At 72.5% G+C, this 25611-nt stretch carries 24 protein-coding genes; 11 read left to right on the forward strand and 13 right to left on the reverse strand.

All coding sequences use genetic code 11. The annotated features are described in order from the left end of the window. Positions 1 to 7 precede the first annotated feature (7 nt). Entirely contained in the window at positions 8 to 397 is a 390-nt protein-coding gene (locus OG494_RS09145) for a hypothetical protein (protein WP_328453873.1), read from the forward strand. Between the two features lie 40 nt (positions 398 to 437). On the opposite strand, the gene OG494_RS09150 is transcribed toward OG494_RS09145, so the two are convergent. The 3 genes from OG494_RS09150 to OG494_RS09160 all read right to left on the reverse strand — a co-directional run bounded on the left by OG494_RS09150 (position 438) and on the right by OG494_RS09160 (position 4345). Further along, the gene (locus OG494_RS09150; RefSeq protein ID WP_328453875.1) at positions 438 to 2264 is read right to left on the reverse strand and encodes a glycoside hydrolase family 15 protein; all 1827 of its coding nucleotides are present in this window, start codon (positions 2262 to 2264) and stop codon (positions 438 to 440) included. Continuing rightward, positions 2261 to 3688 (reverse strand): glucose-6-phosphate dehydrogenase, encoded by a 1428-nt coding sequence (gene zwf / locus OG494_RS09155; RefSeq protein ID WP_328453877.1) that lies wholly within the window; start codon positions 3686 to 3688, stop codon positions 2261 to 2263. The genes OG494_RS09150 and zwf overlap by 4 nt, the downstream gene beginning before the upstream one ends. Positions 3689 to 3769: 81 nt before the next feature. Continuing rightward, positions 3770 to 4345: a snapalysin family zinc-dependent metalloprotease gene (locus OG494_RS09160; RefSeq protein WP_328453879.1), complete on the reverse strand. Its 576-nt coding sequence runs from the start codon at positions 4343 to 4345 to the stop codon at positions 3770 to 3772. Positions 4346 to 4593: 248 nt separating this feature from the next. On the opposite strand from OG494_RS09160, the gene OG494_RS09165 reads away from it, so the two are divergent. The 6 genes from OG494_RS09165 (at position 4594) to OG494_RS09190 (ending at position 9165) form a co-directional block, all read left to right on the forward strand. Next, positions 4594 to 4842 carry a PLD nuclease N-terminal domain-containing protein gene (locus OG494_RS09165; protein ID WP_328453881.1) on the forward strand — a complete coding sequence of 83 codons (249 nt, stop codon included), beginning with the start codon at positions 4594 to 4596 and terminating at the stop codon, positions 4840 to 4842. Then, a complete protein-coding gene (locus OG494_RS09170; RefSeq protein WP_328453883.1) occupies positions 4839 to 5744 on the forward strand; it encodes an ATP-binding cassette domain-containing protein in 906 nt (301 codons plus the stop codon). The genes OG494_RS09165 and OG494_RS09170 overlap by 4 nt, the downstream gene beginning before the upstream one ends. Positions 5745 to 5805: 61 nt before the next feature. Continuing rightward, complete coding sequence (locus OG494_RS09175) at positions 5806 to 6489, forward strand: hypothetical protein (RefSeq protein WP_328453885.1); 684 nt, start codon at positions 5806 to 5808, stop codon at positions 6487 to 6489. Positions 6490 to 6514: 25 nt separating this feature from the next. Next, positions 6515 to 7645, forward strand: coding sequence for a sensor histidine kinase (locus tag OG494_RS09180; protein ID WP_328453887.1), 1131 nt, complete (start codon positions 6515 to 6517; stop codon positions 7643 to 7645). Next, positions 7642 to 8286 (forward strand): response regulator transcription factor, encoded by a 645-nt coding sequence (locus tag OG494_RS09185; protein WP_328453889.1) that lies wholly within the window; start codon positions 7642 to 7644, stop codon positions 8284 to 8286. The genes OG494_RS09180 and OG494_RS09185 overlap by 4 nt, the downstream gene beginning before the upstream one ends. A gap of 39 nt (positions 8287 to 8325) precedes the next feature. Beyond that, positions 8326 to 9165: an alpha/beta hydrolase gene (locus tag OG494_RS09190; protein WP_328453890.1), complete on the forward strand. Its 840-nt coding sequence runs from the start codon at positions 8326 to 8328 to the stop codon at positions 9163 to 9165. Positions 9166 to 9246: 81 nt separating this feature from the next. Here the strand turns inward: OG494_RS09190 and OG494_RS09195 are convergent, their stop codons facing one another. The 8 genes from OG494_RS09195 to OG494_RS09230 form a co-directional block, all read right to left on the reverse strand. Beyond that, entirely contained in the window at positions 9247 to 9927 is a 681-nt protein-coding gene (locus tag OG494_RS09195) for an SGNH/GDSL hydrolase family protein (protein WP_328453892.1), read from the reverse strand. Positions 9928 to 10021: 94 nt separating this feature from the next. Beyond that, positions 10022 to 11047 carry a ketoacyl-ACP synthase III family protein gene (locus OG494_RS09200; protein WP_328453894.1) on the reverse strand — a complete coding sequence of 342 codons (1026 nt, stop codon included), beginning with the start codon at positions 11045 to 11047 and terminating at the stop codon, positions 10022 to 10024. Next, positions 11034 to 11336 (reverse strand): hypothetical protein, encoded by a 303-nt coding sequence (locus OG494_RS09205; RefSeq protein WP_328453896.1) that lies wholly within the window; start codon positions 11334 to 11336, stop codon positions 11034 to 11036. Before OG494_RS09205 ends, OG494_RS09200 begins: the two co-directional genes overlap by 14 nt. A gap of 266 nt (positions 11337 to 11602) precedes the next feature. Beyond that, on the reverse strand, positions 11603 to 12229 hold the full coding sequence (locus OG494_RS09210; protein ID WP_328453898.1) for a hypothetical protein: 627 nt from the start codon (positions 12227 to 12229) through the stop codon (positions 11603 to 11605). A gap of 190 nt (positions 12230 to 12419) precedes the next feature. Further along, the gene (locus tag OG494_RS09215) at positions 12420 to 13070 is read right to left on the reverse strand and encodes a response regulator transcription factor (RefSeq protein WP_328453900.1); all 651 of its coding nucleotides are present in this window, start codon (positions 13068 to 13070) and stop codon (positions 12420 to 12422) included. Then, positions 13055 to 14764, reverse strand: a complete 1710-nt coding sequence (locus tag OG494_RS09220) for a hypothetical protein (RefSeq protein WP_328453902.1) — start codon at positions 14762 to 14764, stop codon at positions 13055 to 13057. Before OG494_RS09220 ends, OG494_RS09215 begins: the two co-directional genes overlap by 16 nt. After that, positions 14757 to 15806 carry a sensor histidine kinase gene (locus OG494_RS09225; RefSeq protein ID WP_328453904.1) on the reverse strand — a complete coding sequence of 350 codons (1050 nt, stop codon included), beginning with the start codon at positions 15804 to 15806 and terminating at the stop codon, positions 14757 to 14759. The genes OG494_RS09220 and OG494_RS09225 overlap by 8 nt, the downstream gene beginning before the upstream one ends. Beyond that, on the reverse strand, positions 15803 to 16537 hold the full coding sequence (locus tag OG494_RS09230) for an SDR family NAD(P)-dependent oxidoreductase (RefSeq protein ID WP_328458906.1): 735 nt from the start codon (positions 16535 to 16537) through the stop codon (positions 15803 to 15805). The genes OG494_RS09225 and OG494_RS09230 overlap by 4 nt, the downstream gene beginning before the upstream one ends. A gap of 158 nt (positions 16538 to 16695) precedes the next feature. On the opposite strand from OG494_RS09230, the gene OG494_RS09235 reads away from it, so the two are divergent. Then, on the forward strand, positions 16696 to 18795 hold the full coding sequence (locus OG494_RS09235) for an RICIN domain-containing protein (RefSeq protein ID WP_328458907.1): 2100 nt from the start codon (positions 16696 to 16698) through the stop codon (positions 18793 to 18795). Between the two features lie 65 nt (positions 18796 to 18860). Here the strand turns inward: OG494_RS09235 and OG494_RS09240 are convergent, their stop codons facing one another. Together OG494_RS09240 and OG494_RS09245 are read right to left on the reverse strand one after the other, a co-directional pair. Next, positions 18861 to 20513: an AMP-binding protein gene (locus OG494_RS09240; RefSeq protein ID WP_328453906.1), complete on the reverse strand. Its 1653-nt coding sequence runs from the start codon at positions 20511 to 20513 to the stop codon at positions 18861 to 18863. A gap of 67 nt (positions 20514 to 20580) precedes the next feature. After that, positions 20581 to 21219, reverse strand: coding sequence for a TetR/AcrR family transcriptional regulator (locus OG494_RS09245; RefSeq protein ID WP_328453908.1), 639 nt, complete (start codon positions 21217 to 21219; stop codon positions 20581 to 20583). A 69-nt stretch (positions 21220 to 21288) separates the two neighbouring features. Between OG494_RS09245 and OG494_RS09250 the strand changes: the two genes are divergently transcribed. The 3 genes from OG494_RS09250 to OG494_RS09260 are packed head-to-tail and all read left to right on the forward strand — an operon-like array spanning position 21289 to position 25609. After that, positions 21289 to 22440, forward strand: a complete 1152-nt coding sequence (locus OG494_RS09250) for an acyl-CoA dehydrogenase family protein (RefSeq protein WP_328453910.1) — start codon at positions 21289 to 21291, stop codon at positions 22438 to 22440. An 8-nt stretch (positions 22441 to 22448) separates the two neighbouring features. After that, a complete protein-coding gene (locus tag OG494_RS09255) occupies positions 22449 to 24014 on the forward strand; it encodes an AMP-binding protein (protein WP_328453912.1) in 1566 nt (521 codons plus the stop codon). Then, on the forward strand, positions 24011 to 25609 hold the full coding sequence (locus tag OG494_RS09260; protein ID WP_328453914.1) for an acyl-CoA carboxylase subunit beta: 1599 nt from the start codon (positions 24011 to 24013) through the stop codon (positions 25607 to 25609). The genes OG494_RS09255 and OG494_RS09260 overlap by 4 nt, the downstream gene beginning before the upstream one ends. Positions 25610 to 25611: the final 2 nt, after the last annotated feature.

The raw sequence follows: 25611 nt of genomic DNA on the forward strand, positions 1-25611 counted from the left end.
AGGACGCATGAGCGACGACATGGCGGGCATGAAGGCCGGCTTGGACGGCCTCGTCCGCGAACAGGCCGAGCGCCGCTCCCTGCGCGAGCAGCAGGGCGAGGAGATCAAGGCCAAGTCCCAGGAGTACATGACCAAGCAGGTGCAGGCGGCCGAGAGGTACGTCCAGCACGTGCGGGAGATGGCCAACCGCAAGACGAAGTCCGGCTGGGGCGTCCGCGACGCCGGTGCCCCGCAGAGCTTCGAGCCGGAGGGGTTCGCGGGGGAGCCGGGCGCGGGCGCGGCGTCGCCGTTCGCGCCCACCCCGGCGCCACCGTCGGCCCCGGCGGAGCCACGCCGCGGCCGTCGTCACCGAGCCGACATCGACGACGACGACGGTTTCTCCAACAACCCCTGGTGACCCCGGCCCCGCCGGCGGCCGGCGCGGCTGACGCGGCCGGCTAGGTGTCGAGGGCGCGGTCCAGGTTCAGGGCCGCGCTGATCAGGGACAGGTGGGTGAACGCCTGCGGGAAGTTGCCCAGCTGTTCCCCGGTCAGGCCGATCTGCTCGGCGTAGAGCCCGACGTGGTTGGCGTAGGTGAACATCTTCTCCAGCGCCAGCCGCGCGTCGTCGGTGCGGCCGGCGCGGGTGAGGGCCTCCACCCACCAGAACGAGCACAGCGAGAACGTGCCCTCCGAGCCGTCGAGGCCGTCGGGCGCTTCCTCCGGGTTGTACCGGAACACCAGGCTGTCCAGCACCAGTTCGTCCCCGATGCGTTCCACAGTGGACAGGAACCGCGGGTCGGTGGGGGAGCAGAACTTCACCATCGGCATCAGCAGCAGCGACGCGTCGAGCGCGGTGCCGGGCTCGCCCCCGGGCTCACAGTGCTGGACGAACGCGCCGATCTCCTCGTTCCAGCCGTGCTCCTGGATCTGCCCGTAGATCTCGTCGCGGACCGACGTCCAGCGCGTGAGGTCGGCGGGCAGGCCGCGGCGGCGCGCCACCCGGACCATCCGCTCCACCGCGACCCAGCTCATCAGCCGGGAGAACGTGTGGTTCCGTTGCCCCGAGCGGGTTTCCCAGATGCCGTGGTCGGGCTGGTCCCAGTGGTCGAGCAGCCAGCCGAGCATCGTGCACAGGCTCGCCCAGCTGGCGTGCGAGATGCCCTTGCCGTACTTGTCGAACAGGTAGATCGAGTCGATGACCTCGCCGTAGACGTCCAGCTGCAGCTGCTCGGCCGCGCCGTTGCCGAGCCGGACCGGGCGGGAGCCGCGATAGCCCTCGAGGTGGTCCAGCTCGTGTTCGGTGAGGTCGGCGTCGCCGTCGATGGAGTACATCACGCGCAGCGGGCCGAGGTCGCCGTCGCGGTCGTCGGAGACGCGGTCGGTCAGCCAGCCGACGAACGCCTCGGCCTCGTCGGTGAAACCCAGGCGCAGCAACGCGTACAGCGAGAACCCGGCGTCGCGCAGCCAGACGTGCCGGTAGTCCCAGTTGCGTTCCCCGCCGATCCGCTCCGGCAGGCCGAGGGTGGGCGCGGCGACGATCGCGCCGCTCGGCTCGTGGGTGAGCAGCTTCAGCGTCAACGCCGAGCGGTGCACCATCTCGCGCCACCGGCCGGTGTAGGACGAGCGGGACAGCCAGTCGCGCCAGAACCCGACGGTCGCGTCGAACAGGTCCTGGGCCTCGGCCGCGTCGGCGGCGGGGTGGTCGACGGCGCCGTTCACGTCGTCGAGCACCTCCAGCACGAACAGTTCGGTGTCGCCGGCGGTGACGTCGAACGCGGCCGTGGCCGCGCCGTCGCCGGTGTCCAGGGTGACCGACGAGTCGAGGCAGACGCGCATCTCCTTGCCCTGGAAGGAGATGCGTCCGTCCTTCTCGGACACTTCCGGGACGTCGCGGCCGTAGTCGAAGCACGGCCGCACCCGGGTGCGCATCCGGACCTCGCCGCGGATGTTCACCACGCGCCGCACCAGCCGCTGCCGGTGCCCGTCGTCGTGCGGGCGCAGGATCGGCATGAAGTCCTGCAGCTCGACGATGCCGTCCTCGGTGAGGAACCGGGTGATGAGGATGTTCGTGTCCGGGAAGTAGAACTGGTGGCGCGCGGTGACTTCGCACACCGGCGCCAGCTCCCAGTCGCCGCCGCGCTCGGCGTCCACCAGCGCCCCGAACACGCTCGGCGAATCGAACCGCGGCGCGCAGAACCAGCTCACCCGGCCGTCGGTGCCGACGAGGGCGGCCGTGCGCAGGTCGCCGACCAGGCCGTGCTCGGCGATCGGGAGGTAGGTCACTCGGGTACCCGCCAGCCGCGTTCGCCGGGCAGGCGCAGTGCCGCTTCGGGACCCCACGACCCCTTCGCGTAAGGCCGGGTCTTCGGCGGCGCCTGCAGGACGGGTTCGCAGACCTGCCAGAGCCGTTCGATCTCCCCGGCGCTGCTGAACAGCGTGTGGTCGCCGCGCATGACGTCGAGCAGCAGCTTCTGGTAGGCCTCCAGCGGCTCGACGCCGTCGAAGATGCCGGCGACGTCGAGGGTCAGCGCGGCCTTGCCGACCTCCAGGTCCGCACCGGGCCGCTTCGCGCGCAGCTCCAGCGTCAGCTGCGGCTGCTCGGTGAGCTCGAAGACGAGCTCGTTGCCGCCGCCGAGGTCGTCTTCGCCGGTGAACATCGCCAGCGGCGGCTCCTGCAGCCCGATGGTCACGGTGCGCCGGGTCTGGGCCAGGGCCTTGCCGGTCCGCAGGTAGAACGGCACGCCCTGCCAGCGCCAGTTGTCGATCCGGGCCTCCAGCGCGACGAACGTCTCGACGTCCGAGCCGTCGTCGACGCCTTCTTCGTCGCGGTAACCCTCGTACTGGCCGAACACGACGTTCCCCGGGTCCAGCGGCCGGAGGCTGCGGTAGAGCTTGTGCTTCTCGGCGCGCAGCCACTCGGCGCTGATCTCCGGCGGCGGTTCCATCGCGAGGAAGCCGAGCACCTGCAGCAGGTGCGTGGAGACCATGTCGCGGAAGGTCCCGGTCGACTCCATGAAGGCGGCGCGGCCTTCGATGCCGATCTCCTCGGGGATGTCGATCTGGACGTAGGCGATGTGGTCGTGGTTCCAGAGCGACTCGACCAGGCCGTTGGCGAAGCGGAACACGAGGATGTTCTGCACCGCCTCCTTGCCGAGGAAGTGGTCGATCCGGAAGATCTGCTCCTCGGCGAACACCTCGTGCAGGGCGGCGTTGAGCTCGCGCGACGACGCCAGGTCGCTGCCGAATGGCTTCTCGAGCACCAGGCGGGCGCCGTCGGCCAGGCCGGTCTCGCCGAGCATGCCGGCCATCCCGGTCATCGCGCCGGGCGGGACCGAGAGGTAGAGCAGGGTCCGGGCCTCGTCGCCGAGGCTTTCACGCTGGTCACGGACGTGCTGGGCGAGCTCGGCGCCGTCGTCGGCGGAAGAGACGCGGAAGGACAGGCGCCGGGCGAACTCGCGCCAGGCGGCGTCGTCGAAGTCGTCCCCGAGGGTGTCGCGCAGGGCGTCGCCGATGCGGTCGCGGAACTCGTCGTCGGTGCCCGGCGAGTGCCGCCCGGACCCGACGATCGCGAACCCGTCGGGCAGCATCTTCGCGGTGTAGAGGCGGAACAGCCCGGGGAACAGCTTCCGGCGCGCCAGGTCACCGGTGGCGCCGAACAGGACGAGCACGTGGGGCGGCGGGGTCTTCACGTCTCGATCGTTGATCATGCGCGCCGGTCCCGCACGCCGAACGCGCCGAGCGGCCCCCGGGAAGGTGTCCCCGGGGGCCGTCCGTGGTGCCGGGGCCGGTCAGAAGGTCAGGACCGTGCCGTCCTCGTAGATCCGCTGCTCGGGCGCGTTGCTCTGCGCGCCGAAGCCGTTGGCCCACAGGGAGTTGACCCGGGAGCGTTCGGTCGAGTTCGGGACCGCGACCCGGCACGACGTGCCGGGACCGCCACCGGACATCAGCTCGGAGCACGGGCCCGAGTAGTGGTCCGGCAGGCCGAGGGCGTGGCCGGTCTCGTGCGCGGTGATCCGGACCGGGTAGTACTGCTGGGCCTGGGCGTAGTCGATGAAGATGGTGCCGCTGCCGTGACCGTTGGTCTGGGCGTACGAGCCACGGGGGTCGTTGCCCTCGACGTAGCGCAGGCTCGCGCCGGACGACCGCTCGACCAGCCGGACGTTGGTGACGCTGTTGTTCCAGTTCGCGGCACCCTGGTTGATCTGCGAGCGGAACGACGGGGCGCCCGACGTGCTGTAGTACACCGTGGTGACGGCGGCTTCCTGCTGGGTGGAGGCCGGTGCGGCGGTCGCGGTGCCCGCGGCGAGCGGGGTGAGGGCGATCGCGAGCGCGACAGCGCCGGTCAGGGCGAACTTCCTGGACATCGGAAGACTCCTCGTGGGGGACGGGGATTTGCCGGATTTGCGCGCGCTTGGGGAATTTACCGCGCTGACACACGCCGCCGGAGCCGACTTCCGTAGGGCCTCGCGATTGGTGAATTCCCAACACTATCTGCGGGTTGACACGGGCTAGTACTTTCCGCTTATCCCGGCCGAGCCGAAGATCCGATGTGCCGGGACGCTCGCGCGGCGATCGTGGAGTCCTCAGCCGAGATCCCGTGAGGAGAACCCCGATGAGCCCGCTCGCCGCCGCCGGAGATCACGCGACGACGTGGTCGTGGCTCGCGCTCGGCTTGGCCGGCGCGGCCGTCCTGGCCTTCGTCGTGCTGTTCGTGTCCGCGCTCTTCAGCGTCCTCGGCTCCCGCCTGGGCGGGGGCATGAAGCTGGTGTGGGTCGTCTTCGCGTTCTGCGCGCCGTTCCTGGGCAGCCTGTTGTGGTTCGCCTTCGGCCGCCGCGACGCGGGTGAGCCGGTGCGGCGATGATCGTCGCGGAGGGGTTGACGCGGCGCTACCGCGGCGGGGCCGGCGTCGAGGACCTGTCGTTCACCGTGCGCCCGGGCGTCGTCACCGGGTTCCTGGGCCCGAACGGTGCCGGCAAGTCGACGACGATCCGGCTCATGCTCGGCCTGGAGCGCGGCGCGGGCCGCACGACGTTCGGCGGCCGCACGTACGCGCGGGTCCCGGACCCGCTGCGGACGGTCGGCGTGCTCACCGACGCGGGTGCGATCCACCCGGCCCGCACGGCCGCCGCGCACCTGCGGATGGTCGCCGTGGGCGGCGGTCTCCCCGCTCGCCGGGTCCGCGAGGTGCTGGCCACGGCCGGGCTGGAGTCCGTCGCGAGCCGGCCCGCCGGGCGCTTCAGCCTCGGCATGAAACAGCGGCTGGGCCTGGCGACGGCGTTGCTCGGCGACCCCGGGTACCTGATCCTCGACGAGCCGGCCGACGGCCTCGATCCCGAGGGTGTGCGCTGGATCCGCGACCTGCTGCGCCGCCTGGCGGGGGAGGGACGCACGGTGCTGGCCTCCTCGCACCTGCTGGCGGAGATGTCCCTGCTGGCGGAGGACTTGATCGTGATCGGTGCCGGCCGGCTGGTCTCGGCCGGGCCGTTGCCGGAGTTCGTGGCACGGCACGCCCACGCCGACGTCGTGGTGCGCACTGGTGGCGCGCCGGCCTTGATGGTCGCCCTGACCCGCGACGGGTTGCGGGTGCGGCAGGAGGCCGAGGGCGAGCTGGCGGTCGACACCGCCGACACCGAGCGGGTGGCCGCGGTGGCCGCGCGGGCGGGGATCGGCGTGCGGGAGTTGTTCGTCCGCCGGAGTGGTTTGGAGGACGCCTTCCTCGCCGCGACGGCCGCCGCGGTGCGGCACCGGGGGGAGCCGTCGTGAGACGCGGCGAAGCGGCACTTTCACGTGAAAGTGCCGCCGAGCCACATCGGAGGGAGTCGTCGTGAAGAACGCCTTGGCCTACGAATGGATCCGGGCCCGTTCGCTGCGGTCGACCTGGCTGCTCCTGCTCGCCGCCGGGGTGCTGCAGTTCGCGTCCGGGCTGTACTGGGGCCTCAAGCGCGACCTCGGTGACCTCGACGCCTTCACCTCGTCGTTCGGCCTGGTCGCGCGGCTCGGCGCGCTGCTCGTCGCGGCCGTCGGCGTCGCCGCGTTCGGGCTCGACCACCAGCACGGAACCCTCGCCACCACCCGGCTCGTGCTGCGCTCGCCCGCCCGGATCGTCGCCGCCCGGGCGGTGGTCACCGGCGGGCTCGGGCTGCTCGGCGGGGTGCTGATGGTGGTGCTTGCCGCGGCCGGGGTGCTGGCCGGCGGCGGGGCCCTGCCCGCCGACGCGGGGGCGGCGGGCCGGGCCATCGCGGCGGTCCTGCTGCTGACCGTCCTTTCCGGACTCGCCGGCGTCGCGCTCGGCGGGCTGCTCCGGCACACCGCGGCCGCCATCGGCGTGTTCGCCGTCTGGACGCTGGTCGCGGAGACCGCGCTGGGCGCGCTCGTCAAGGTGCCGGTGACGGCGCTGCCGTTCAGCGGCACCGCCCTGCTGCGCATGCCCGGGCCGGCCGTGTTCGCCGCGCTGACCGCCCTCGCCCTGGTCACGACGGGGTTCACCCTGGCACGCCGTGCCGGGTGAGCGGGCGCGCCCTAACCTGGTCCCGATGCGATGGCTCACGTGGTGGGACGGCCGGGTCGCGCTGCTCGCCCTCGACGTCGCGGTGGCGGCGGCCGTGATCGTCGTCAGCCTGGCCGGCGGCGACCCGCGGGACCCGCACCCGGCGCTCTACGTGCCGGCGGTGCTCGTCTCCGCGCTGGTGCTGCTCGCCCGGCGCCGGTGGCCGTTCCCGGTGCTGCTCGTGGCGGTGGGCTGCCTCTTCGCCGGGGTGACGCTGCTGCCGCTGACCATCGCCTTGTACTCGGTCGCGGCCCGGCACGGCGTCAGCGTCCTGACCGGCGTCGCGATGGTCGTCACCGTGCTCGGCGGGCGCGTCCTGCGGGTCGTGTCGGAGCCGGCGGACCTGCTGACCGTCGTGGTCGTGCTGGGCGTGTTCTCCGTCGGCCCGGTGCTCGCCGGCCTGTGGATGCACCAGCGCGCCAGGCTGCTGGCCGTGCTGCGGGAACGCGCCGACGAGGCCGAGCGCACCCGCACCCTGCTCGCCGACCAGGCCGTGTTCGCCGAGCGGCGGCGGATCGCGCGCGAGATGCACGACGTCGTCGCCCACCGCGTGACGGCCGTCGCGCTGCAGGCGGGCGCGCTGTCCCTGCGCGCCCCGGACGAAGCCACCGAGCGGACCGCCGAGACGATCCGCGCCGTCAGCGCCACCGCGCTGGAAGAGCTGCGGGGCATCCTGCAAGTGCTGCGCGACGACGTCCCGGCGGCCGCGAGCCCGGGTGCCGGGTTGCTCGCGTCGCTGGAGGACCTGGTCGAGGAGGTCGCCGCGACCGGCGCCCGGGTGGAGCTGGAGCTGCCGGATCCGCTGCCCGCGGTGCCGGACCCGCTCGGCCGCGCCGTCTACCGCGTCGTGCAGGAATCCCTGACCAACGCCGGGAAACACGCCCCGCACGCCGCCGTCGACGTCCGGCTCGCCACCGAGGGCGGCCGGCTCGCGGTCGAGGTGACCAACCGGCTCACCCCGCACCACACCGGCGTCCCGGGGGCGGGCTACGGCCTGGTCGGCATGCGCGAACGCGTCGAACTGGCCGGTGGCGAGCTGCGGACCGGGCCGACCGGCGACGGCCGGTTCCGCGTGCTGGCCGAATTTCCCGTGTTTCCGGTCGAGGAGGCGAAGTGACGGTCAAGGTCGTGCTGCTGGAGGACGAAGAGCTGGTCCGCAGCGGCATCCGGATGATCCTCGAGTCGGCGGGGGACGTCGAGGTCGTCGCGGAGGACACCAACGGCGCGCGGGCGGTCGAGCTGACCGACCGGTACCGCCCCGACGTCGTGCTCACCGACGTCCAGATGCCGAAGGTCGACGGCATCGAGGTGGTCCGCCGGCTGGCCGGGCACCCGGCGGCGCCCGCGGTGGTCGTGCTGACGACGTTCGACGTCGACGAGTACGTCTACGCGGCGCTGCGCCACGGCGCGGCCGGGTTCCTGCTCAAGGACACCCCGCCCCGGGAGCTGGTCACGGCGGTGCGGGTGGCCGCCCGCGGCGAGGCGATGCTGTCACCGAAGATCACGAAGCGCCTGCTGGCCGACTTCGCGACCGGCGGCGCGGGGGAGCAGGCCCGCGACAGGCTGGCGGCGCTGACCCCGCGCGAGCACGACGTCGCGGTCCAGATCGGCCGTGGCCTGAGCAACGGCGAGATCGCGAAGGTCCTGGTGGTCAGCGAGTCCACCGTGAAAGTCCACATCGGACACATCATGGCGAAGCTCGAGGCGGCGAACCGGACCCAGGTGGCGATCCTCGTCCACGACGCCGGCCTCGGCTGAGCCACCCATCGCCGGGCGGGCCGGTTCCGAACACCCGGTATGAGGCTCCGGGACCGGCTCGCGGCGATGGTCATGCACGCCACCGCGCGGTGGACCGTGCGCTACGGCGACAACCTGCGCTTCGCCGGGACGGACCTCCCGCCACCCGGCGTCGTGCGCGTGCCGACCCGGCACGGCCCGGTGAGGGTGCACGTCTACCGCCCCGCTGCCGGATCCGACGGCGCGTATGTCCACTTCCACGGCGGGGCCTGGCTGATGCGGTACCCGGAGATGGACGACTGGTGGTGCCGCTACGTCGCCGCCACGGCCGGCGTCACGGTGTATAACGTCGATTACCGGTGCGGTCCGTACGTCGCGTTCCCGGTGGCGCAGCACCAGTGTTTCGACGTCGCGTCCTGGATCGCCTCGGACCGGGTCGCCGTCGGCGGATTCTCCTCCGGTGGCGGTCTCGCGGCGGCCGTCTGCCTGCAGGCGCGCGACGCCGGCGGGTGGCGGCCGCGCCTGCAGGTGCTGGGTGTGCCCGCGCTGGACCTCGCCACCGACCCGGACCCGGCGGCGGGCGGGATGATCTCGCCCGGGCTGCGCGACCTCGTCCGCCGGGTCTACTTCCCGGATCCCGCGGGCAGGCGGCATCCGTACGCGTCCCCGCTGCTGGCCGACGACCTCGCCGGGCTGCCGCAGGCGGTGGTGCTGACCGCCGAACGGGACGCCCTGCGCGCCGACGGCGAGAACTACGTCTCCCGGCTTCGCGCGGCGGGCGTCGAGGTGCTGCACGACCGGACGCCGGGGGTGGACCACTACTTCCTGACCGAGGACCCGGAGCGCGCCCGCACCACGATGGCCCTGGTGGCCGCGGAAATCACCCGCGCGGTCGCATAACGCGCGCCGACTGCGGCAGGGCTTCCGGGTCTGCCGCGGCTTGTCGTGAGTGGTTAGGGCGGTTCTAACCGCCCTAACCACTCACGACCGGGAGCCGGGGTAGCGGGCCAGGCAGGCGCGGACCGGGCCTTCGAAGAGCCCCGCCATCCGCTCGTAGCCGACGTCGTTCGGGTGGAACCAGTCGTCGGCCAGGCTGCCGCGCAGCGGGCCCAGCGCCGGGCCGCGCAGGTCGGCGACGTCGATCCGGCCGGCCGTGCCCGCGGCGTCGAGCAACGCGTTGACCGCGAGGGCCTGGGTGTTGCCCTGCGGCAGCGTGGCGACGACCGAGCGGCCCGGCGGGAGCCGGTCCAGCAGGGCCTCGAACCGGGCCGGGACGTCGCGGCGGCGGCCCCGGGTGAGCATGTCGTTCGCGCCCACCAGCACGGTGACCAGGGCCGGGGTGGCCGGGAGGCGCGGGAGCTGGTCGTCGAGCACGTCCTGGATCCGCGCTCCGGACGCCGACAGGTTGACGACCGCGAACGGCCGGCCGAGCCGGGCGTTCAGGCGCGGGACCCAGCCGCCGTCGACGTCGCGGGCGCCGATGCCCTGGGTCATCGAGTCGCCCAGCGCCACCCACAGCGGCAGGCCGGATTCGAGCGCCACGCGGTTGCCCGAGGCCCACGCTCGGGCGAACGGTTCCTTCTGGGCGCGGACCCGGCCGATGCCGGGCACCACCTTGGCCGAGACGTCGAGCAGGCGGCTCGACCACGTCCGACGCGGCACGGGCACGTCCCTTCGGAGAGCGGTTTCCCGGGATTCGGTGCCGGTCCCGCCCCGGATGGGGTGGCCGGGGCCACCCCATCCGGTCCAGCGGGGTTCAGCAGAGTTCCAGGACCACCGCGGTCCACGTCATGCCCACGCCGATGCCCAGCAGCAGCACCGTGTCGCCCGGGCCGACCTCGCCGCTCGCCAGCAGCCGGTCGAACGCGACGATCTGGTCGCTCGCGCCCAGGTGGCCCACCCGCAGCCCGAACTCCGTCATCGTGCGGTCCTCGGTGATGCCGAGCGGACGCAGGACCTGCGTCTCCACCAGCCGCCTGCCGTAGTGCGGCGCGCAGATCTTCGCGACGTCCGGCAGGTCGATCCCGGCGTCGGAAAGCGCTGTCTTGACGACCGTGGTGACGGCGTCGCCGTTGCGCGTCGCGACGTGCGCCGGGCCGCCCTGCCGGCTGAGCCACTGGCGTTTGCGGCGGCGGATGTCGATGCCGCGGTGGGCCGCGACGCTCGCCGGGCGGAACGGCTCGTCCCCGCGCTGCAGGCCTTCCAGCGACGGGTCGGTGTACGACGCGATCGCCCGGATCCGGGCGAGGCCCGGCCGCCGGGTCAGCACCACGGCGCTGCCCGCGTCGCCGTACACGATCCCGATGTCCGTGCTCCAGTGCGGGAACCCGGGCGCGCCGAACCGGTCGCCCGCGGTGATGAGCGCGGCTTCGTGGTCCGGGCGGCCGCGCAGCACGCTGGCCGCGACGTCGATCCCGGCGACCAGGCTGTTGCTCATCGCGCCGAGCTCCAGCGTCAGGCCCGGCCCGGCGCCGACCCCCAGCTGGTCGCGCACGTACGACGCGGCGTGCCAGAAGTCGATGCCGGAGTGGTAGATCCCGGCGTGCAGGCACAGGCTCGGCCAGATCGGCTCGCCGGTCGTGGCGCGCGCCTGTGCCAGCGCCTGGCGCCCGGCCCGGACGGCCAGTTCGGGGCCGGGGCGTTCGGCGACCGCGGTGGACAGCTGCCCGGTGCGGGCGGCGTCGTCGGGGGTGAACTCGCCGGCCGCGAGCGGCGCCGAGACCGGGATCAACGCGCCGACGTCACAGCCGATTCCGTTGAGGTACAAGTCATCGAGCAGCATCCGGGGACACCTCCCGGTGGCTCAGCACGGCTTCGATCTCGGACAGGGTGTCGTCGAGGTGGAGCGGGGGAGCGGAGACGCATCCGGCGGCCGCCAGCTCGGCGGCGACGGCGTCGGCGGTACCGCGGGTGAACCGGTGGAACCCGGCGAAGCGGGCCTGCTCGGTGCCCGGAACGGCGATGGCCAGGTGCGCCCAGCCCGTTTCGCGGTCCCAGCGCACGATCAGCCGGGTGGTCCCGGTGGTCGGGCGGGTGTCACGAAGCACCTGCGTCAACGTCGTGGCGGTCAAGGAACTTCCTTTCGGCACGGCGAAGCTGCGCGCGCCCTGAGACGCGTGCCGCTTGAAGAGTGGCGCGGGCCGCGTCGTCGGGGCCCGCAAGGAACGCCGCGAAACGTACCGCGATGATCAAGGCCGTCCGAGCACCCCCGGATACAGACAGTGATCAGCGCGGCTGATAAGGAAGATCAACCATGCGTTTTTTCGAATATAGCTCGGTTTCCCACTCAGTGGATCATGAGGTTCTTTCGCGTGGTTGTCACCGAGTGTGATCGGTGTCAGTTTTTCCAGACGATCGGCGACTTGTCGTAGCCGTCGCCCTTGTCGAACGTCGCAGCGGTGACTTCGGAGCCTTCGCGGGCACCCTGAAGCGTGCAGGTTTCGAACTTCGCGCCCGGCGCGTCGAACTCTTTGGGGGCCGTGCCCGACTTGCACTGATCCGTGCTGCCCGTGATGATCACGCCTGTGGACCGTCCATCGGCGCCGAGGGCGCGCAGGCTCACCGACGCGTAGGAAAGGTCGGCGCCGTCGACGTTCTCGACCGACGCGCGCAGGTAGTACGGCGTGATGCCCTTCGCTTTGTCGCCGTACTTGGCCAGATCGGCGTTCGCGCCCTTGTCGATGGCCGTCACGGTGATCGCGATCGTGCCGGACTTGGTCGTGCCGTACTTGAACGGGACGACGGCGCGGTCGCCGACCTTCAGCTCGGTGCCCGGCTTCGTGGCGTCACCCGCGGGCGAAGCGGCCGACGAGTCCGCCGCGCTCGGCTCGGCCGGCTCGGCCGAGGACGGTGCGGCCGACGGCACGGCCGGCGCGGCCTGGCCGGATTCCCCGCCACAGGCGGAAAGCAGGAGAGCGGCGGCACTGCCGGCGGCGGCGAGCAGGGTGGTGCGGACGTGCTTCATGGATCTCCTCGTGCTGCCCGCCGGACGGGTTCCGGCGGGGCGAGGAGCCGGGCGGGACGCCGCGAGCGCGCCCCCAGGGCGTTCGCGGCGGCCCGTACGGGGCACCCGCGCGGCTCCGTCGCGGGGACCGTAGCCGCATTCGGCGGCGTCCGGTGTGGGCCGTTCGCACCACACCCGCTCATGACCCGGGTCACAGGTCGTCGACGCCGATCAGGCCGTCCTGGATGGCGCGCGCGACGAGCGCGGCCTTCGTCGGTGCTTCGCGGCCGATGCGCGCGTACTTGACGCGGATGCGCTCGAGGTGGGAGTTCACCGTGCTCGCCGAGATCCCTAGCCGGTGCGCGACGAACTCCTTCGACTCCGACTGGAACCACTCGACGAGCACCTCGGCCTCCCGGGCCGAGAGCGCGGGCCGCGCCTCCGAGCGGTCCCCGGCGAGCGCGCCGGCCAGCGACGGCGGGGTGTAGGGCCGGTCCAGCGCGGCGGCCCGCGTCGCCTCCACGAGGTGCCCGGCGCCCTCGGCCTTCGTCAGGTAGCAGAGCGCGCCCAGTTCGAGGCACTGCAGCGCGACGTCGTCGTCGGCGCGCATCGAGTAGACGACCACGCGGCGCCCGGCCTCGGCGAGCCGCCGCAGGTCGCCGAACGCGGGCGCCGGGCCGCCGAGGTGCAGGTCGAGGATCACGACGTCGGCCGCGGCGCCTTCGCCGAGCCACGCCACCTTGACGTCCTCGCCGTCGGCCACGACGTCGATCGGCGGGTCGCCGCCCGCCAGCCAGTACGCCACCCCGGCGCGCACCGCCGGGTGATCGTCGACGACGACCGCCGTCACGCGGGTAACCATCGCGCCTCCATCCAGGTCTGCCCGTCCTGGGTGTGGGACGTGACGACGACGTCGGCGGCTCCCGGGAATCCGGGGGTGTCGCCGGTGGTGTCCGCCACCACGGCGACCCGCACCAGATCCGGCGTCCGCAACACGCTCACCCGGGCGCGCGTGCGGGCGGTGGTCAGCGCGGCGAGGACCGGGCCGGTCAGGTCGCGGCGCAGCGCGGGCGGGACGTCGACGGGATCACCGCTCACCGCGAGGGTCACGGCGACGCCGCGCCGCTCGGTGACGTCGAGGCAGGCGGTGACCTCGTGGACGAGCGGATCGGGCACGTCGTCGTTCTCCGCGAACAGCCGCCGCAGCTGCGCGGCGGCGAGCGCGCACCGCGTGCGGGCGGCGTCGCCGCGCGGGTCGAGGGTGCCGTCGGCGAGCCCGGCCAGCAGCGGCAGGGTGGCGCCGAGCTGTTCGGCGAACCCGGCCCGCAGGTCCCGCCCGGCCTGCCCGGCGAGCGCGGCGCGCGTTTCCAGACGCTCCCGTTCGGCGGCGGCGAGGGCGGCTTCGCCGGTGCGCTGGTCGAGCAGCCGGATCAGCCCGCCGATGGCGAGCTGGAAGGCGGTGACGGCGAACAGCACGATCGCCGCCTCGCCGAGTTCGGTGCGCGCGGGGGTCCCGGCGAGCAGGAACTGGCCGACGCTGACGGCGGCGTGCACCCCGAGCGCCGCGACGAGCAGGGGCGGCCGATCGGACAGCAGGAGCAGGAGAAGCCATCCGACGAGCCCGAACGACCAGTGCGGCTCCCGGAAGAAGGCGTCGGCGGGCACGGCGGCGGTGGCCGCGGAGGAGGCGGCGAGCACGACGACGGTCCCGGCCGCGGCGAGAGTCCGCGGGAGCGGTCGCCGTCGCAGCAACCAGAAGGCGGCGGTCGCGGTGACGGCGGCGAAGGCGCCGAAGGCGAGATCGGCGGCGAAGGCGGGGTGGTAGGCGGCGTGGTGGCGGAGCAGCGGAGCGAGGCAAAGTCCGATTTGGACGATGGCGGCCACGCCGAGCACGGCGATCCGCACGGCCGCCGCAAGCCGGCTCACCGGATCGGCGAAGGGCGGCGACGCGGAGTCGGCTGAGCGCTTCGCTGTGGCTGTGTCGGCGGGGGTGGGTGGTTCGGTCTCGGCCGCAGAGGTGCTGGTGGGTTCGGTGGCGGCGGTCCTGGTCTTGGTGGTGGAGCTGCTGGTGGGGGTGGGTTCGGTGGTAGCGGCTTCGGTCTTGGTGGTGGAGGTGCTGGCGGGCGCTGGTTCGGCGGTGGCGGTCTTGGTTTTGGTGATGGTGGCGGCTTCGGTCTCGACCGCAGAGGTGTCGGTGGGCGTGGGTCCGGCGGTGGCTTCGGTCTTGGTGCTGGAGCTGCTGGTGGGCGCTGGTTCGGCGGTGGCGGTCTTGGTTTTGGTGGCGGCTTCGGTCTCGACCGCAGAGGTCTCGGTGGGCGTGGGTCCGGCGGTGGCTTCGGTCTTGGTGCTGGCGGGCGCTGGTTCGGCGAAGGCGGCTTCAGCCTCGGCGGAGGTGCTGGCGGCCGTGGGTTCGGCGAAGGCGGCTTCAGCCTCGGCGGAGGTGCCGACGGGCGTGGGTTCGGCGGCTGGATCGGCGGCGTTCACTGCCGACTCGGCGGGATCCGGGCTCGGCTGCGCCTGCCGGCCGCGCGGGATCGCCGTCTCGTGGTCAGGCATCGGGCCACCGCAACGTCACCGTCGTGCCCGCGCCGGGGCTCGAGCGGATCTCCGCCGTACCTCCGGCGTCGCGCATCCGCTCGACCAGCGAGACCCGCACTCCTCGCCGGGACGCCGGAATCCGCGTCGGGTCGAAGCCCGCTCCGGTGTCGGAGATCGTCACCACGACTCCCGCCCGGGCCGGGGCCAGGTGCAGCGCCACGCGGGCCGCGCCCGAGTGGCGTTCGGCGTTGCGCACCGCCTCGTCCGCCGCGCGCACCAGGGCCAGTGCCGCCGCGGCCGGGATCAGCGGGACCTGCTCCCAGTGTGCGTCCACAGTGGATCGACGATCCGCGACGACCGCCCGCAAGCCCGCTTCGAGTTCGGCCGGGGCGTCCTCCTGGCCGGTGAGGATCGCCAGGTCCCGCGCCGCGTAGCCCGCCACCGCCGCCGGGTCGGCGGTGGCTCCGGCCGCTACCGTCAGGAACGTCGCCGACGCCGTGTCGTGCAGCAGGGCCAGGTATTCGCGCTCGCGGCGGCGGCGGTCGCGGGCCAGGGTCTCGGCCCGTTCGAGCGCGGCCCGTTCGGCGCGCAGCGTGTCGGTGCGGGCCGTCGATCGCACCAGCAGCACGAACGCCAGCCGCGCCAGCACGCTCTCCACGGCCACCCGCAGCGCCACCAGGAACCACTCGTCCAGGCCGGCGAGCGCCAGCAGCCCCGCCAGCACCGGCACCGTCAGCCGCGGCGGGTACTCCCACTGCCACGTGATCGCCGTGATCGTCAGGACGTTGATCGCCCACAGGTTCGCCGTCCACGGCTGGCACGCGCACACCGCTCCCGCGCGCAGTGCCGAAAGGACGAACGCCGTCCCGCGCCCGGCGAAGACGTCCGCCGCGCCCGCGACCAGGGTCAGGGCCAGCAAGCCGAAGGCCAGCGGGAGCGCGCCGGTCGGGGTGGCGACGACGCCGAATGTGCCGACGAGCCCGGTCGCCACCGCTCGCGCGGGCCCGGCGAACCGCGTGACCGCGGCCCGGAACTGGGCCTCGACGGGGCCGGCCGTCACCAGGTGGGCCGGGCCGAGACGCCGCCGTCGACGACGAGGTCATGGCCGGTGATCCAGGAGGCCAGCGGCGAAGCCAGGAAAACGCACGCGTTCGCGACGTCCTCCGGCGTGCCCAGCCGTCCCAGGGGAGCGGCGCGCTGCCAGCGCTCGACGCCCTCGGGCCAGTCCATCCCCGGCCGGTCGATCAGCCCCGGCGACACCGTGTTGACGCGGATCCCGCGCGGCCCGTACTCCAGCGCGGCGCCCCGCGCGTGCATCACCAGCGCCGCCTTCGCCGCGCTGTAGTGGACGTGCCCGGGCGCGGGCTGCCGGGCTTCGATCGACGCGATGTGCGTGACGCTCCCGCCGTCGCCCATCCGCCGGACCGCCGCCTGGGTGCAGGAGAACGCGCTGGTGAGGTTGGCGTCCAGCATCGCCCGCCACGGCTCGACCGGAAGCCCGTCGAGGTCCTCCACGGGCTGCACCCCGGCGTTGTTCACGAGCGCGTCGAGCCGTCCTCCCCAGTCCGCGACGGCCTCGAGCATGGTGTGGCAGGCGTCGTCGTCGGTCAGGTCGGCGGCGAACGCGCGCGCCCGGTCGCCGATCGCGGCCACGACGTCGTCGGCCGCGCCGGGACGCCGGTGGTGCACGGCCACGGCGCTGCCCGCCGCGGCGAACCGGAGCGCGATCCCGCGGCCGATCGTGCCGGACGCACCGGTGACGCAGGTGACCGTGCCGGACAGGTCGGGCAGGCCGCGAGCCGCGTCGTCGTTCGTCACGCACCGATCGTAGATCACGGTCGAATGAGCGAACATGCTCATAACGGCTCTTGACAGATCAGAAAACGACACAGAAGCTGTTCGATATTGTTCGATCGCTCGCTCAGGTCCCCGAGGAGACGGCCGTGGTCATGTCATCGCTCAGCGCTTCGCTCGCCGCCGCGGCTCTTGTCGCGGGCCTCGCCGCCGCCCCGCCGGCCGGCGCCTACACCGTCACCGTCGGGTCCACCGGCACGTACGCGTACCCGACCGACACCCCGGCCGGCGCGTTCCTCGACAAGGACGGGACGTTCTACTTCCAGCAGTCGGCCGCCCTCTACGGCGCGGACGGCCCGCGCGAGTGGGAGTTCTACACCGGCGCCGACTTCGACTCGGCGACCAAGTCGAGCGCGCTCAGCAACGCCGTGAACCCGGCCGAGCCCCGCGACAAGAACAACGACACCACCTGGCGCTGCAACACCAGCCCGACCGGGAAGGAAGCGACCGATCCGCCGGCCGGGTCGAGCTACGTGGAGAAGAACTTCTGCGACCTGGTCGGCACCTGGGTCGACCCGGACACCGGCGCTTGGTACGGCCTGGTGCACAACGAGTTCACGCCCGAGCCGTTCGGCGCGTACTCGTTCTCGCACTACGACGCGATCGACTGGGCCGTCTCCACCGACCAGGGTCACACCTGGAGCATCAAGGGCCACGCCATCACCTCGCCGTACAGCACGAAGCGCGGTGACACGGCGGCGTTCCCGAACCAGACCTTCGACTACGGCGACGGCGACCCGCGCCTGTTCGCCGACCCGGTGTCGGGCTACTTCTACGTCTACTACGGCTCGCGGATCGTCCCGAAGGCCGGCGCGGGCGGCGGCATGGTCGGGCTCGCGCACGTCGCCCGCTCGCCGATGTCGGCCAAGATGGCGACCGGCTCGTGGCAGAAGTGGTACGACGGCAAGTGGACGCAGCCGGGTGTCGGCGGCAAGGAGAGCAACATGGTGCCCACCGGCACCACCGCCACCGGCTACACGCCGCCCGCCGACGACTACGACCCCGCGAACACCGGCAACGTCGACCAGCAGGTCGCGGCCGGGCAGCTGCCGCCGAAGTCCGACCTGTTCGTCATGAACATCGCCTACGACGCACACCTCGGCCTCTACATCGGCGAGCCCGAGGTGGTCACCGGCACCGCGCCGCAGAAGTTCTACGTCACCGACGACCTGGCCACCCAGAAGTGGCGGCTGATCGGCGACTCCGGCGCGTACAAGTCGGGCTCCTGGTACCGCTGGTTCGCCGACGACGCGAACAAGACGAGCGCCACGATCGTCGGCAAGACGTTCCGGTCGTACTGCTCGATCGCCTGCGCGTCCTCCGACGGCGAGTACGCGAACATCACGGTCACCGGCACGCCCGCCGCGTCCCCGGTCGACCCGGCGAAGACCTACCGCATCGGCAGCGGCGCGGGCCGCGTCCTGGCCCAGGTCTCCGGCAGCTCCGCGACGACGTCGACCACCGGTACCCCGGACCTGGCCGCCTGGACGTTCACCGCGACCGGGGACGGCGCCTATCGGATCACCAACGCGGCCACTGGCCAGGCGCTCGGCGTGCCGACGTCGCCCGCGAACCGCGCCTGGGGCACCAAACCGGTCGTGACGGCGGGATCGTCGGTCGGGCAGCAGTGGTTCGCCGTCCCGGCCCAGGGGGGCGGGTTCCGGCTGGTCAACCGCTACAGCGGACTGTCGCTCAGCCTCTCCGCAGCGGCGGACACGACGCCGTTCCGCGCCTGGACCGGCGGCAACCGGACCGCGGCCGAGCAGACGCTGACGTTCACGGCGACCGGCGCGTCCACTGTGGACGGGACGCACACGCTGACCGCGTCCGGCAAGGCCCTCGACGTCCCGGCGCACTCGACGACGGCGGGCACGGCGCTGGTGACGTGGACGCCGAACGGCGGCGCCAACCAGAAGTGGGTCTTCACCCACCAGGCCGACGGCAGTTACCGCATCGTGAACGCCGAATCCGGGCTGTGCCTGGACGTCGCCGACGGCTCTTCGTCGGCGGGCGCGAAGGTGATCCAGTGGACGTGCACGGGCGGCGCCAACCAGCGCTGGCTGGTGGGGCCGGGCTACACGCTCAAGGCGCAGCACAGCGGCCTGGTGCTGACCACGGCGTCCACAGTGGACGGCGCGGCGGTCACGCAGCAGGCCGACACGGGAACGGCGTTGCAGCGTTGGGCGCTCGGCTGACGCTCGGTGCAAGTCGTCGTGAGTGTTCAGGGCGGTTCTAACCGCCCTGAACACTCACGACCACCCTAGCCGTACAGAGTCGCGTGCTCTGCGCGGAGCTTGTACTTGAGGATCTTGCCGCCCACGGTCTCCGGCAGGGTCTCGGCGAACACGATGCGCTTCGGGCTTTCGTAGCCGGCCAGGCGTTCGCGGCAGAACGCGATCAGGTCGGCTTCGGAAGCGGAACCGCGGGGGACGACCACCGCCGTCACCGCTTCACCCCAGTGCTCGTGCGGCAGCCCGACAACGGCGGCGCGCAGGACCGCCGGGTGCTGGTGGAGCACCGCCTCGACGCGCATGCTCGAGACGTTCTCGCCGCCCGTCTTCACGATGTCCTTGTACCTGTCCACCATCACGCGCAAGCCGTCTTCGTCGACGACCGCCGAGTCGCCGGAGTGGAACCAGCCGCCGCGGAACGCCTCGCGGGTCGCCTCCGCGTCGCGGTAGTAGCCCGCCGTCATCACCGGGGACCGGTAGACGGCCTCGCCCGGGACGCCGCGCACGGGCTCGCCCAGCTCGTCGACGACGTCGGAGGCGAGCAGCCCGCTCGGCACGCCGACGTAGTTCATCGCGGGCGCCGTGCGCGCGTGCACCTCCGGCCACGCCGACGGCCAGAACCGGTGGCAGGCGATGGCTTCGGTCTGCCCGAAGATCCCGACCGTGACGAATCCAGGCGCGGCCCGGGCTTCCAGCCGCCGCAGCACCTCGGGGGTGAGGGCACCCCAGCCGTAGACGAGCGTCGTCAGGGAAGTCAGGTCGAGGTCGCCACGAGCGTCGATCTCGTCGGTCAGCGCGGTGACGAACTGGGGTGACCCCGCCCAGATCGCGGTGGCTCGTGACCGCGCCAGGGACACCGCGACCGGGCCGGGGACCGGACGGCGGCCGAGGACGAGCGTGCCGCCGGCGAGGAACGTCGAGTACGTGAACAGCGCGTCACCGACGTGGTAGATCATCGGCAGGAACGTGCAGACGCGCAGATCCGTCTCGTGCCGCAGGCCGCGCGTGAGCGACAGCGCGAAGTTCAGCCCGGCCAGGTGCGCGTAGCTGTGCGAGAGCATCACGCCCTTCGGCATCGCGGTGGTGCCGGAGGTGAACAGCAGCTGGAAGATGTCGTCGCCGTGGATCTCGACGTCCGGCTCGGTGTCCGGCTGCCCGGCGAGGAACGCGCCGAACGACGGGGTGCCCGCGACCGGGCCGCCGCCGACGGTGATGGTGGCCCCGACGCGCACGCCCGCGACGCCTTCGAGCCGCGGCCAGAGTTCGGCGTCGACGATCGCGAGGCGTGGTCCGGTCTGCCGCACGAGGTGCTCGAGGACGTCCGGGGCGAGGCCGGGGTTCAGCGGGACGGCGACCATGCCCGCCTTCGCGATCCCGATCTTGGCGAGGAACGCCTCGACGGTGTTCTCGCAGAACAGCAGCACCCGGTCGCCGGGCACGAGCCCGGCCGTGGTCAGGGCGTGCGCCAGCCGGTTGGCGGCCCGGTCGGCTTCCCGGTAGGTCACGGCCGCGAACTGCTCTTCGCCGCACGCGCCCTCGGCCGCGGAGATCGCGACCTGGTCCGGCCGGCTCCAGGTGAGCCGCTCGAAGACGTCGCCGACCGACGTCCGTTCCCAGCGGTGCACCGCGCGGCGGCCGCGCAGCGTCTCGACGTCGATGGCGCTCTCACCGGGTGTGGTCATGCCGGGCTCCTTCGCCGTCGCCGACGCGATCAGCATGCGTGAGCCAGGTCGCCAAATCAAGAGAAAGTTATTCGCCATTCACTGACGCGGGTGGTGCCTGTGGCGTTGACGGGACGCCGAGGCAGGCGTGGGCCATTTCGTCGAGCAGGGCCGCGAGCCGCTCCGGGGCGAGGCCGCTGCGGAAGAACAGCGTGGACTGCACCGCGCCGATCGCCGCGTGCACGGCCAGGCGCAGCTCGCCGTCGGCGAGGTCGGGTCGCAACGGCGCGAGCACGTGGACCCAGTCCTCGAGGTAGTGCCGCTGCGCCCGGCGCAGCCGCCGCCGGTCGTCCTCGGGCAGGTTGTGGACTTCGCGGTGGTAGACCGCCAGCACGGTGCGGTCCTCGATGGCGACCCGGATGTGATCCCTGATCAGGCCGGAAAGCACGGCGTGGTCGGCGGGCGCGCCGGCGTGGATGGCCGCGGCGCCGTCCTGCAGCCGGGCCATCACGCGGTCGAGCAGCGCGACCAGGATCGCGTCCTTGTTCTCGAAGTGCCGGTAGACGCCGGACCCGACGATGCCCGCCTCCGCGCCGATGTCGGCCATGCCGATCGCGTGGAACCCGCGCCGCGCGGTGAGCTCGGCCGCGGCGGTCAGGATCCGCTCGCGCCGCTCGGGGTCGCGCCGTCTTCGGGTGGCCGGGGAAGCCGAGGGGACTGCCGTCATCTTGTCATCCTCGCAGACGGGCGCTACGGTGCGCTATAAGTGAATGAAGAATCACTAAGGAGCGTCGGCGTGGACGTGTTCGAAAGCGACGAGGCTCGTGACCTGCGGGCCGCGGTCGGCGCCATCGCGGCTCCGTTCGGGGGCCGGTACTACGTCGACCACGCGCGTGCAGGCCGTGAGTGCACCGAGCTGTGGCACGCGCTCGGCGACGCCGGCTTCATCGGCGTCAACATCCCCGAGGAGTACGGCGGGGGCGGCCGCGGCCTGGCCGAGCTGACCATCGTGATCGAGGAAAGCGCGGCCAAGGGAGCGCCGATCCTGCTGCTGCTCGTCACCGAAGCCATCTCCGCCGAGGTGATCACCGAGTTCGGCACGCCGGAGCAGCGCAAGGAGTGGCTGCCCGGCATCGCGAGCGGCCGGACGAAGGTCGTCTTCGCCATCACCGAGCCCGACGCCGGCTCCAACACCCACAAGCTGGCCACCACCGCCCGCCGCGACGGCGACGAGTGGGTGGTCGACGGCGAGAAGTACTACATCTCCGGCGTCGACACCGCCGACGCGCTGCTGCTCGTCGCCCGCACCGGCCGCGACCCCGGCGGGACCGCGCAGCTCTCGCTGTTCCTGGTCCCGGTGGACGCGCCCGGCCTCACGGTGACGCCGCTGCCGGTGGACGTCATGCTCCCGGAGAAGCAGTTCACGCTGCACTTCGACGGCGTCCGGCTGCCCGCCACGGCGCTCGTCGGCGAGGAGGGCGCGGGCTTCCGGCAGGTCTTCCACGGCCTCAACCCCGAACGCATCACCGGCGCCGCGCTGTGCGTCGGCATCGCGCGTTACGCCCTCGACGTCGCCGCCCGCTACGCCCGGGAGCGGACAGTGTGGGACCAGCCGATCGGCGTCCACCAGGGCGTCTCGCATCCGCTGGCCAAGGCCAAGATCGAAACCGAGCTGGCCGCCCTGATGACGCACCGGGCGGCCGCGCTGCACGACGCCGGTCAGCCGGCGGGCGAGGCGTCGAACATGGCCAAGTACGCCGCGGCGGAGGCCGCGCTGGCCGCCGTCGACGCCGCGATCCAGACCCACGGCGGCAACGGCGTCTCGGCGGACTTCGGGCTGCTGCCGTACTGGGGGCTGGCCCGGTTGCTGCGGATCGCCCCGGTGAACCGCGAAATGATCCTCAACTTCGTCGCGCAGCACAGCCTCGGGCTGCCCCGGTCCTACTAGGAGGACTGATGACGGACCACAACCTCGTCCACCGGGTCAACGTCGGTGACGCGCTGACCCGCGTCGCGTTCGGCCGCCCGGACGCCCTCGCCGTCGTCGACGGCGACCGCCGCTGGACCTACGGCGAGTTCGACACCTGGGTCAACCGGCTCGCGCACGGCCTCACCGGCCGCGGTTACACGACCGGCGACGTCCTCGCGCTGGCGTCGGCCAACAGCGCCGAGTTCCTCGCCGTCTACTACGCCTGCGCGAAGCTCGGGCTCGTCTGCGTGCCGATCAACCTCGGCTGGCGAAGTGACGAAGTCGCTTACGTGCTCGGGCATTCGCGAGCCCGCGGCATCGTCGTCGAGCGTCAGCTCGCCGACGTCATCGCGCCCGCCGTGGCGCAGACCCCAGGCGTCGCCGACGTGATCCTCGCGCCCGGCACCGGCGGCGAAGCCACCGGCCTGGACTTCGGCGACGTCCTCTCCGACGACACGACCTCACCCGAGGTCGTCGTCGAGGACCGCGCCCCACTGTCCTATCTGTACACCTCCGGGACCACGGCCTCCCCGAAGGGCGTGGTCGGGACGCACCTGGCCATCCACCTGGAGTCGATGTCGGCCGCGCTGGACTCCGGCTGGCGGGCCGACGACCGGTTCGTCGCGATGATGCCGATGTTCCACACCGCGCAGCTCAACGCCTTCTGCACCCCCGCGATCGTCGTCGGCGCCACGATCTTCGTACACCGCGGCTTCGACCCCGAGCGGTTCCTCGACACGATCGAACGCGAGAAGATCACCCAGGTCTTCGGCCTGCCGATGATGTACCGCGCGGCGCTGGAGCACCCGTCGTTCGGCGGGCGCGACCTGTCGTCGCTGCGCCGTGCGGTCTACGCGATGGCGCCGATGCCGGAGGCGCAGATCAAGGCGTGCCTCGACGGCTTCCGCTGCGACTTCGCGCTGCTGTTCGGGCAGACCGAGATGAGCCCGATCACGACGTTGTTCCGGCCCGAGCACCAGCTCTCGCACGTCGGGGCGGTCGGCACGCCGCTCACCGGTGTCCAGGTCGGGATCATGGACTCCGGCGGGAACCTGCTGCCGCGCGGCGAGCAGGGCGAGATCGTCTACCGGGCGCCGTCGGCCATGCAGGAGTACCTGCACAACCCGGAGGCGACCGAGGAGGCGTTCCGGTACGGCTGGTTCCACTCCGGCGACGTCGGCCGGTTCGGGCCGGACGGCGTGCTGTGGTTCGCCGACCGCTCCAAGGACGTCATCAAGACCGGCGGTGAGAACGTCGCGTCCATCGAGGTCGAGCGGGCCGTCTACGACACCGAGCCGAACGTCGCCGAGGTCGTGGTCGTCGGGCTGCCGCACGAGCGGTGGACCGAGGCCATCACGGCGGTGGTCGTGCCGAAACCGGGGGAGTCGATCGACGCCGAAGGCCTGCGGCTGCGGCTCAAGGACCGCCTGGATGGTTACAAGGTCCCGAAGGCCGTGATCGTCACCGACGCACTGCCACGCACGTCCACCGGGAAGATCCAGAAGAACGTGGTCCGGGACCAGCACTCCGGGCACTACGGGGGAGCGGAATGACCGTCCTCAAGACGCTGCTCGACGTCTCCGCGGAGAGCTACGCGGCCAACCGGAAGGCCCAGCTCGAAGCCCTGGCGCGGCTCGAGGAGCAGCTGGAACTGGCCATCGCCGGTGGTGGCGAGCGGTACGTCCAGCGCCACCGAGACCGCGGCAAGCTCCCGGTCCGCGAACGCCTCGAGCTGCTGCTCGACCCGGACAGCCCGTTCCTGGAGCTGTCCGCGCTCGCCGCGTGGGGCACCGACTTCACCGTCGGCGCGTCGGTGCTCACCGGTATCGGCGTGGTGTCCGATGTGGAGTGTGTGGTCATCGGGCACGACCCGACCGTCCGCGGCGGGGCGATGAACCCGTACTCGCTGCGGAAGACGTTGCGGGCCTTGGAGATCGCCCGCGTCAACCGACTTCCGGTGGTCAACCTCGTCGAGTCCGGCGGCGCCGACCTGCCGACCCAGGCCGACCTGTTCGTGCCGGCCGGGCGGATCTTCCACGAGCTGACCGAACTGTCGTCGCTGGGCATCCCGACACTCGCCATCGTGTTCGGCAACTCGACCGCCGGTGGCGCGTACGTGCCCGGCATGTGCGACTACGCCGTGCTCGTCGACCGTCAGGCCAAGGTGTTCCTCGGCGGGCCGCCACTGGTCAAGATGGCCACCGGCGAGGAGGCCGACGACGAGTCCCTCGGCGGCGCCGACATGCACTCCCGCGTCTCGGGCCTGTCCGACTACTTCGCGGTCGACGAGCGCGACGCGATCCGCCTCGGCCGGCGCGTGCTGTCCCGGATCAACTGGCGCAAGCTCGGCCCGGCGCCCAGCCGGACGCCGGAGCCGCCGAAGTACGACCCGGAAGAGATCCTGGGGATCGTCCCGCCGGACCCGAAGGTGCCGTTCGACCCGCGCGAGATCCTCGCCCGCACGGTCGACGGCTCCGACTTCGACGAGTACAAACCGCTCTACGGCACCTCACTGGTCACGGGCTGGGCGAGCATCCACGGGTATCCCGTCGGCGTGCTCGCCAACCACCGCGGTGTGCTGTTCAGCGAGGAGGCCAAGAAGGCCAGCGAGTTCATCCTGCTCGCCAACCAGACCGACGTCCCGCTGGTGTTCCTGCAGAACACGACCGGCTACATGGTCGGCACCCGCTACGAGCAGGGCGGGATCATCAAGGACGGCGCCAAGATGATCAACGCCGTCACCAACAGCACGGTGCCGCACCTGACGGTCAACATGGCGTCCTCGTTCGGTGCCGGCAACTACGGCATGTCCGGCCGTGCCTACGACCCGCGGCTGATGTTCGCCTGGCCCGGCGCGAAGCTCGCGGTGATGGGCGCCGCCCAGCTCGCCGGCGTGATGTCGATCGTCGGCCGCAACTCCGCCGCGTCGCAGGGAAAGCCGTTCGACGACGACGCCGACCGCGCGCGGACCGCCGCGATCGAGGCACAGATCGAGACCGAGTCGCACGCTTTCGCCGTCACCGCGCGGTTGTACGACGACGGCATCGTCGACCCGCGCGACACCCGGAACGTGCTCGGGATGTCGCTGTCCGCCGTCCACTCCAACCGCGTCGAGGGCCGTCGCGGCTTCGGCGTCTTCCGGATGTGAGC

The organism is Amycolatopsis sp. NBC_00438, assembly GCF_036026695.1.
Classification (GTDB): Bacteria; Actinomycetota; Actinomycetes; order Mycobacteriales; family Pseudonocardiaceae; genus Amycolatopsis.

Bases quoted from the DNA above. Each gene is read 5' to 3' on its own strand.
- OG494_RS09240 (WP_328453906.1), bottom strand. From the start codon at position 20,513: ATGACCACACCCGGTGAGAGCGCCATCGACGTCGAGACGCTGCGCGGC.
- OG494_RS09165 (WP_328453881.1), top strand. From the start codon at position 4,594: ATGAGCCCGCTCGCCGCCGCCGGAGATCACGCGACGACGTGGTCGTGG.
- zwf (WP_328453877.1), bottom strand. From the start codon at position 3,688: ATGATCAACGATCGAGACGTGAAGACCCCGCCGCCCCACGTGCTCGTC.
- OG494_RS09170 (WP_328453883.1), top strand. From the start codon at position 4,839: ATGATCGTCGCGGAGGGGTTGACGCGGCGCTACCGCGGCGGGGCCGGC.
- OG494_RS09235 (WP_328458907.1), top strand. From the start codon at position 16,696: ATGTCATCGCTCAGCGCTTCGCTCGCCGCCGCGGCTCTTGTCGCGGGC.
- OG494_RS09180 (WP_328453887.1), top strand. From the start codon at position 6,515: ATGCGATGGCTCACGTGGTGGGACGGCCGGGTCGCGCTGCTCGCCCTC.
- OG494_RS09160 (WP_328453879.1), bottom strand. From the start codon at position 4,345: ATGTCCAGGAAGTTCGCCCTGACCGGCGCTGTCGCGCTCGCGATCGCC.
- OG494_RS09215 (WP_328453900.1), bottom strand. From the start codon at position 13,070: ATGGTTACCCGCGTGACGGCGGTCGTCGTCGACGATCACCCGGCGGTG.
- OG494_RS09260 (WP_328453914.1), top strand. From the start codon at position 24,011: ATGACCGTCCTCAAGACGCTGCTCGACGTCTCCGCGGAGAGCTACGCG.
- OG494_RS09190 (WP_328453890.1), top strand. From the start codon at position 8,326: ATGAGGCTCCGGGACCGGCTCGCGGCGATGGTCATGCACGCCACCGCG.
- OG494_RS09255 (WP_328453912.1), top strand. From the start codon at position 22,449: ATGACGGACCACAACCTCGTCCACCGGGTCAACGTCGGTGACGCGCTG.
- OG494_RS09210 (WP_328453898.1), bottom strand. From the start codon at position 12,229: ATGAAGCACGTCCGCACCACCCTGCTCGCCGCCGCCGGCAGTGCCGCC.
- OG494_RS09200 (WP_328453894.1), bottom strand. From the start codon at position 11,047: ATGCTGCTCGATGACTTGTACCTCAACGGAATCGGCTGTGACGTCGGC.
- OG494_RS09245 (WP_328453908.1), bottom strand. From the start codon at position 21,219: ATGACGGCAGTCCCCTCGGCTTCCCCGGCCACCCGAAGACGGCGCGAC.
- OG494_RS09220 (WP_328453902.1), bottom strand. From the start codon at position 14,764: ATGCCTGACCACGAGACGGCGATCCCGCGCGGCCGGCAGGCGCAGCCG.
- OG494_RS09145 (WP_328453873.1), top strand. From the start codon at position 8: ATGAGCGACGACATGGCGGGCATGAAGGCCGGCTTGGACGGCCTCGTC.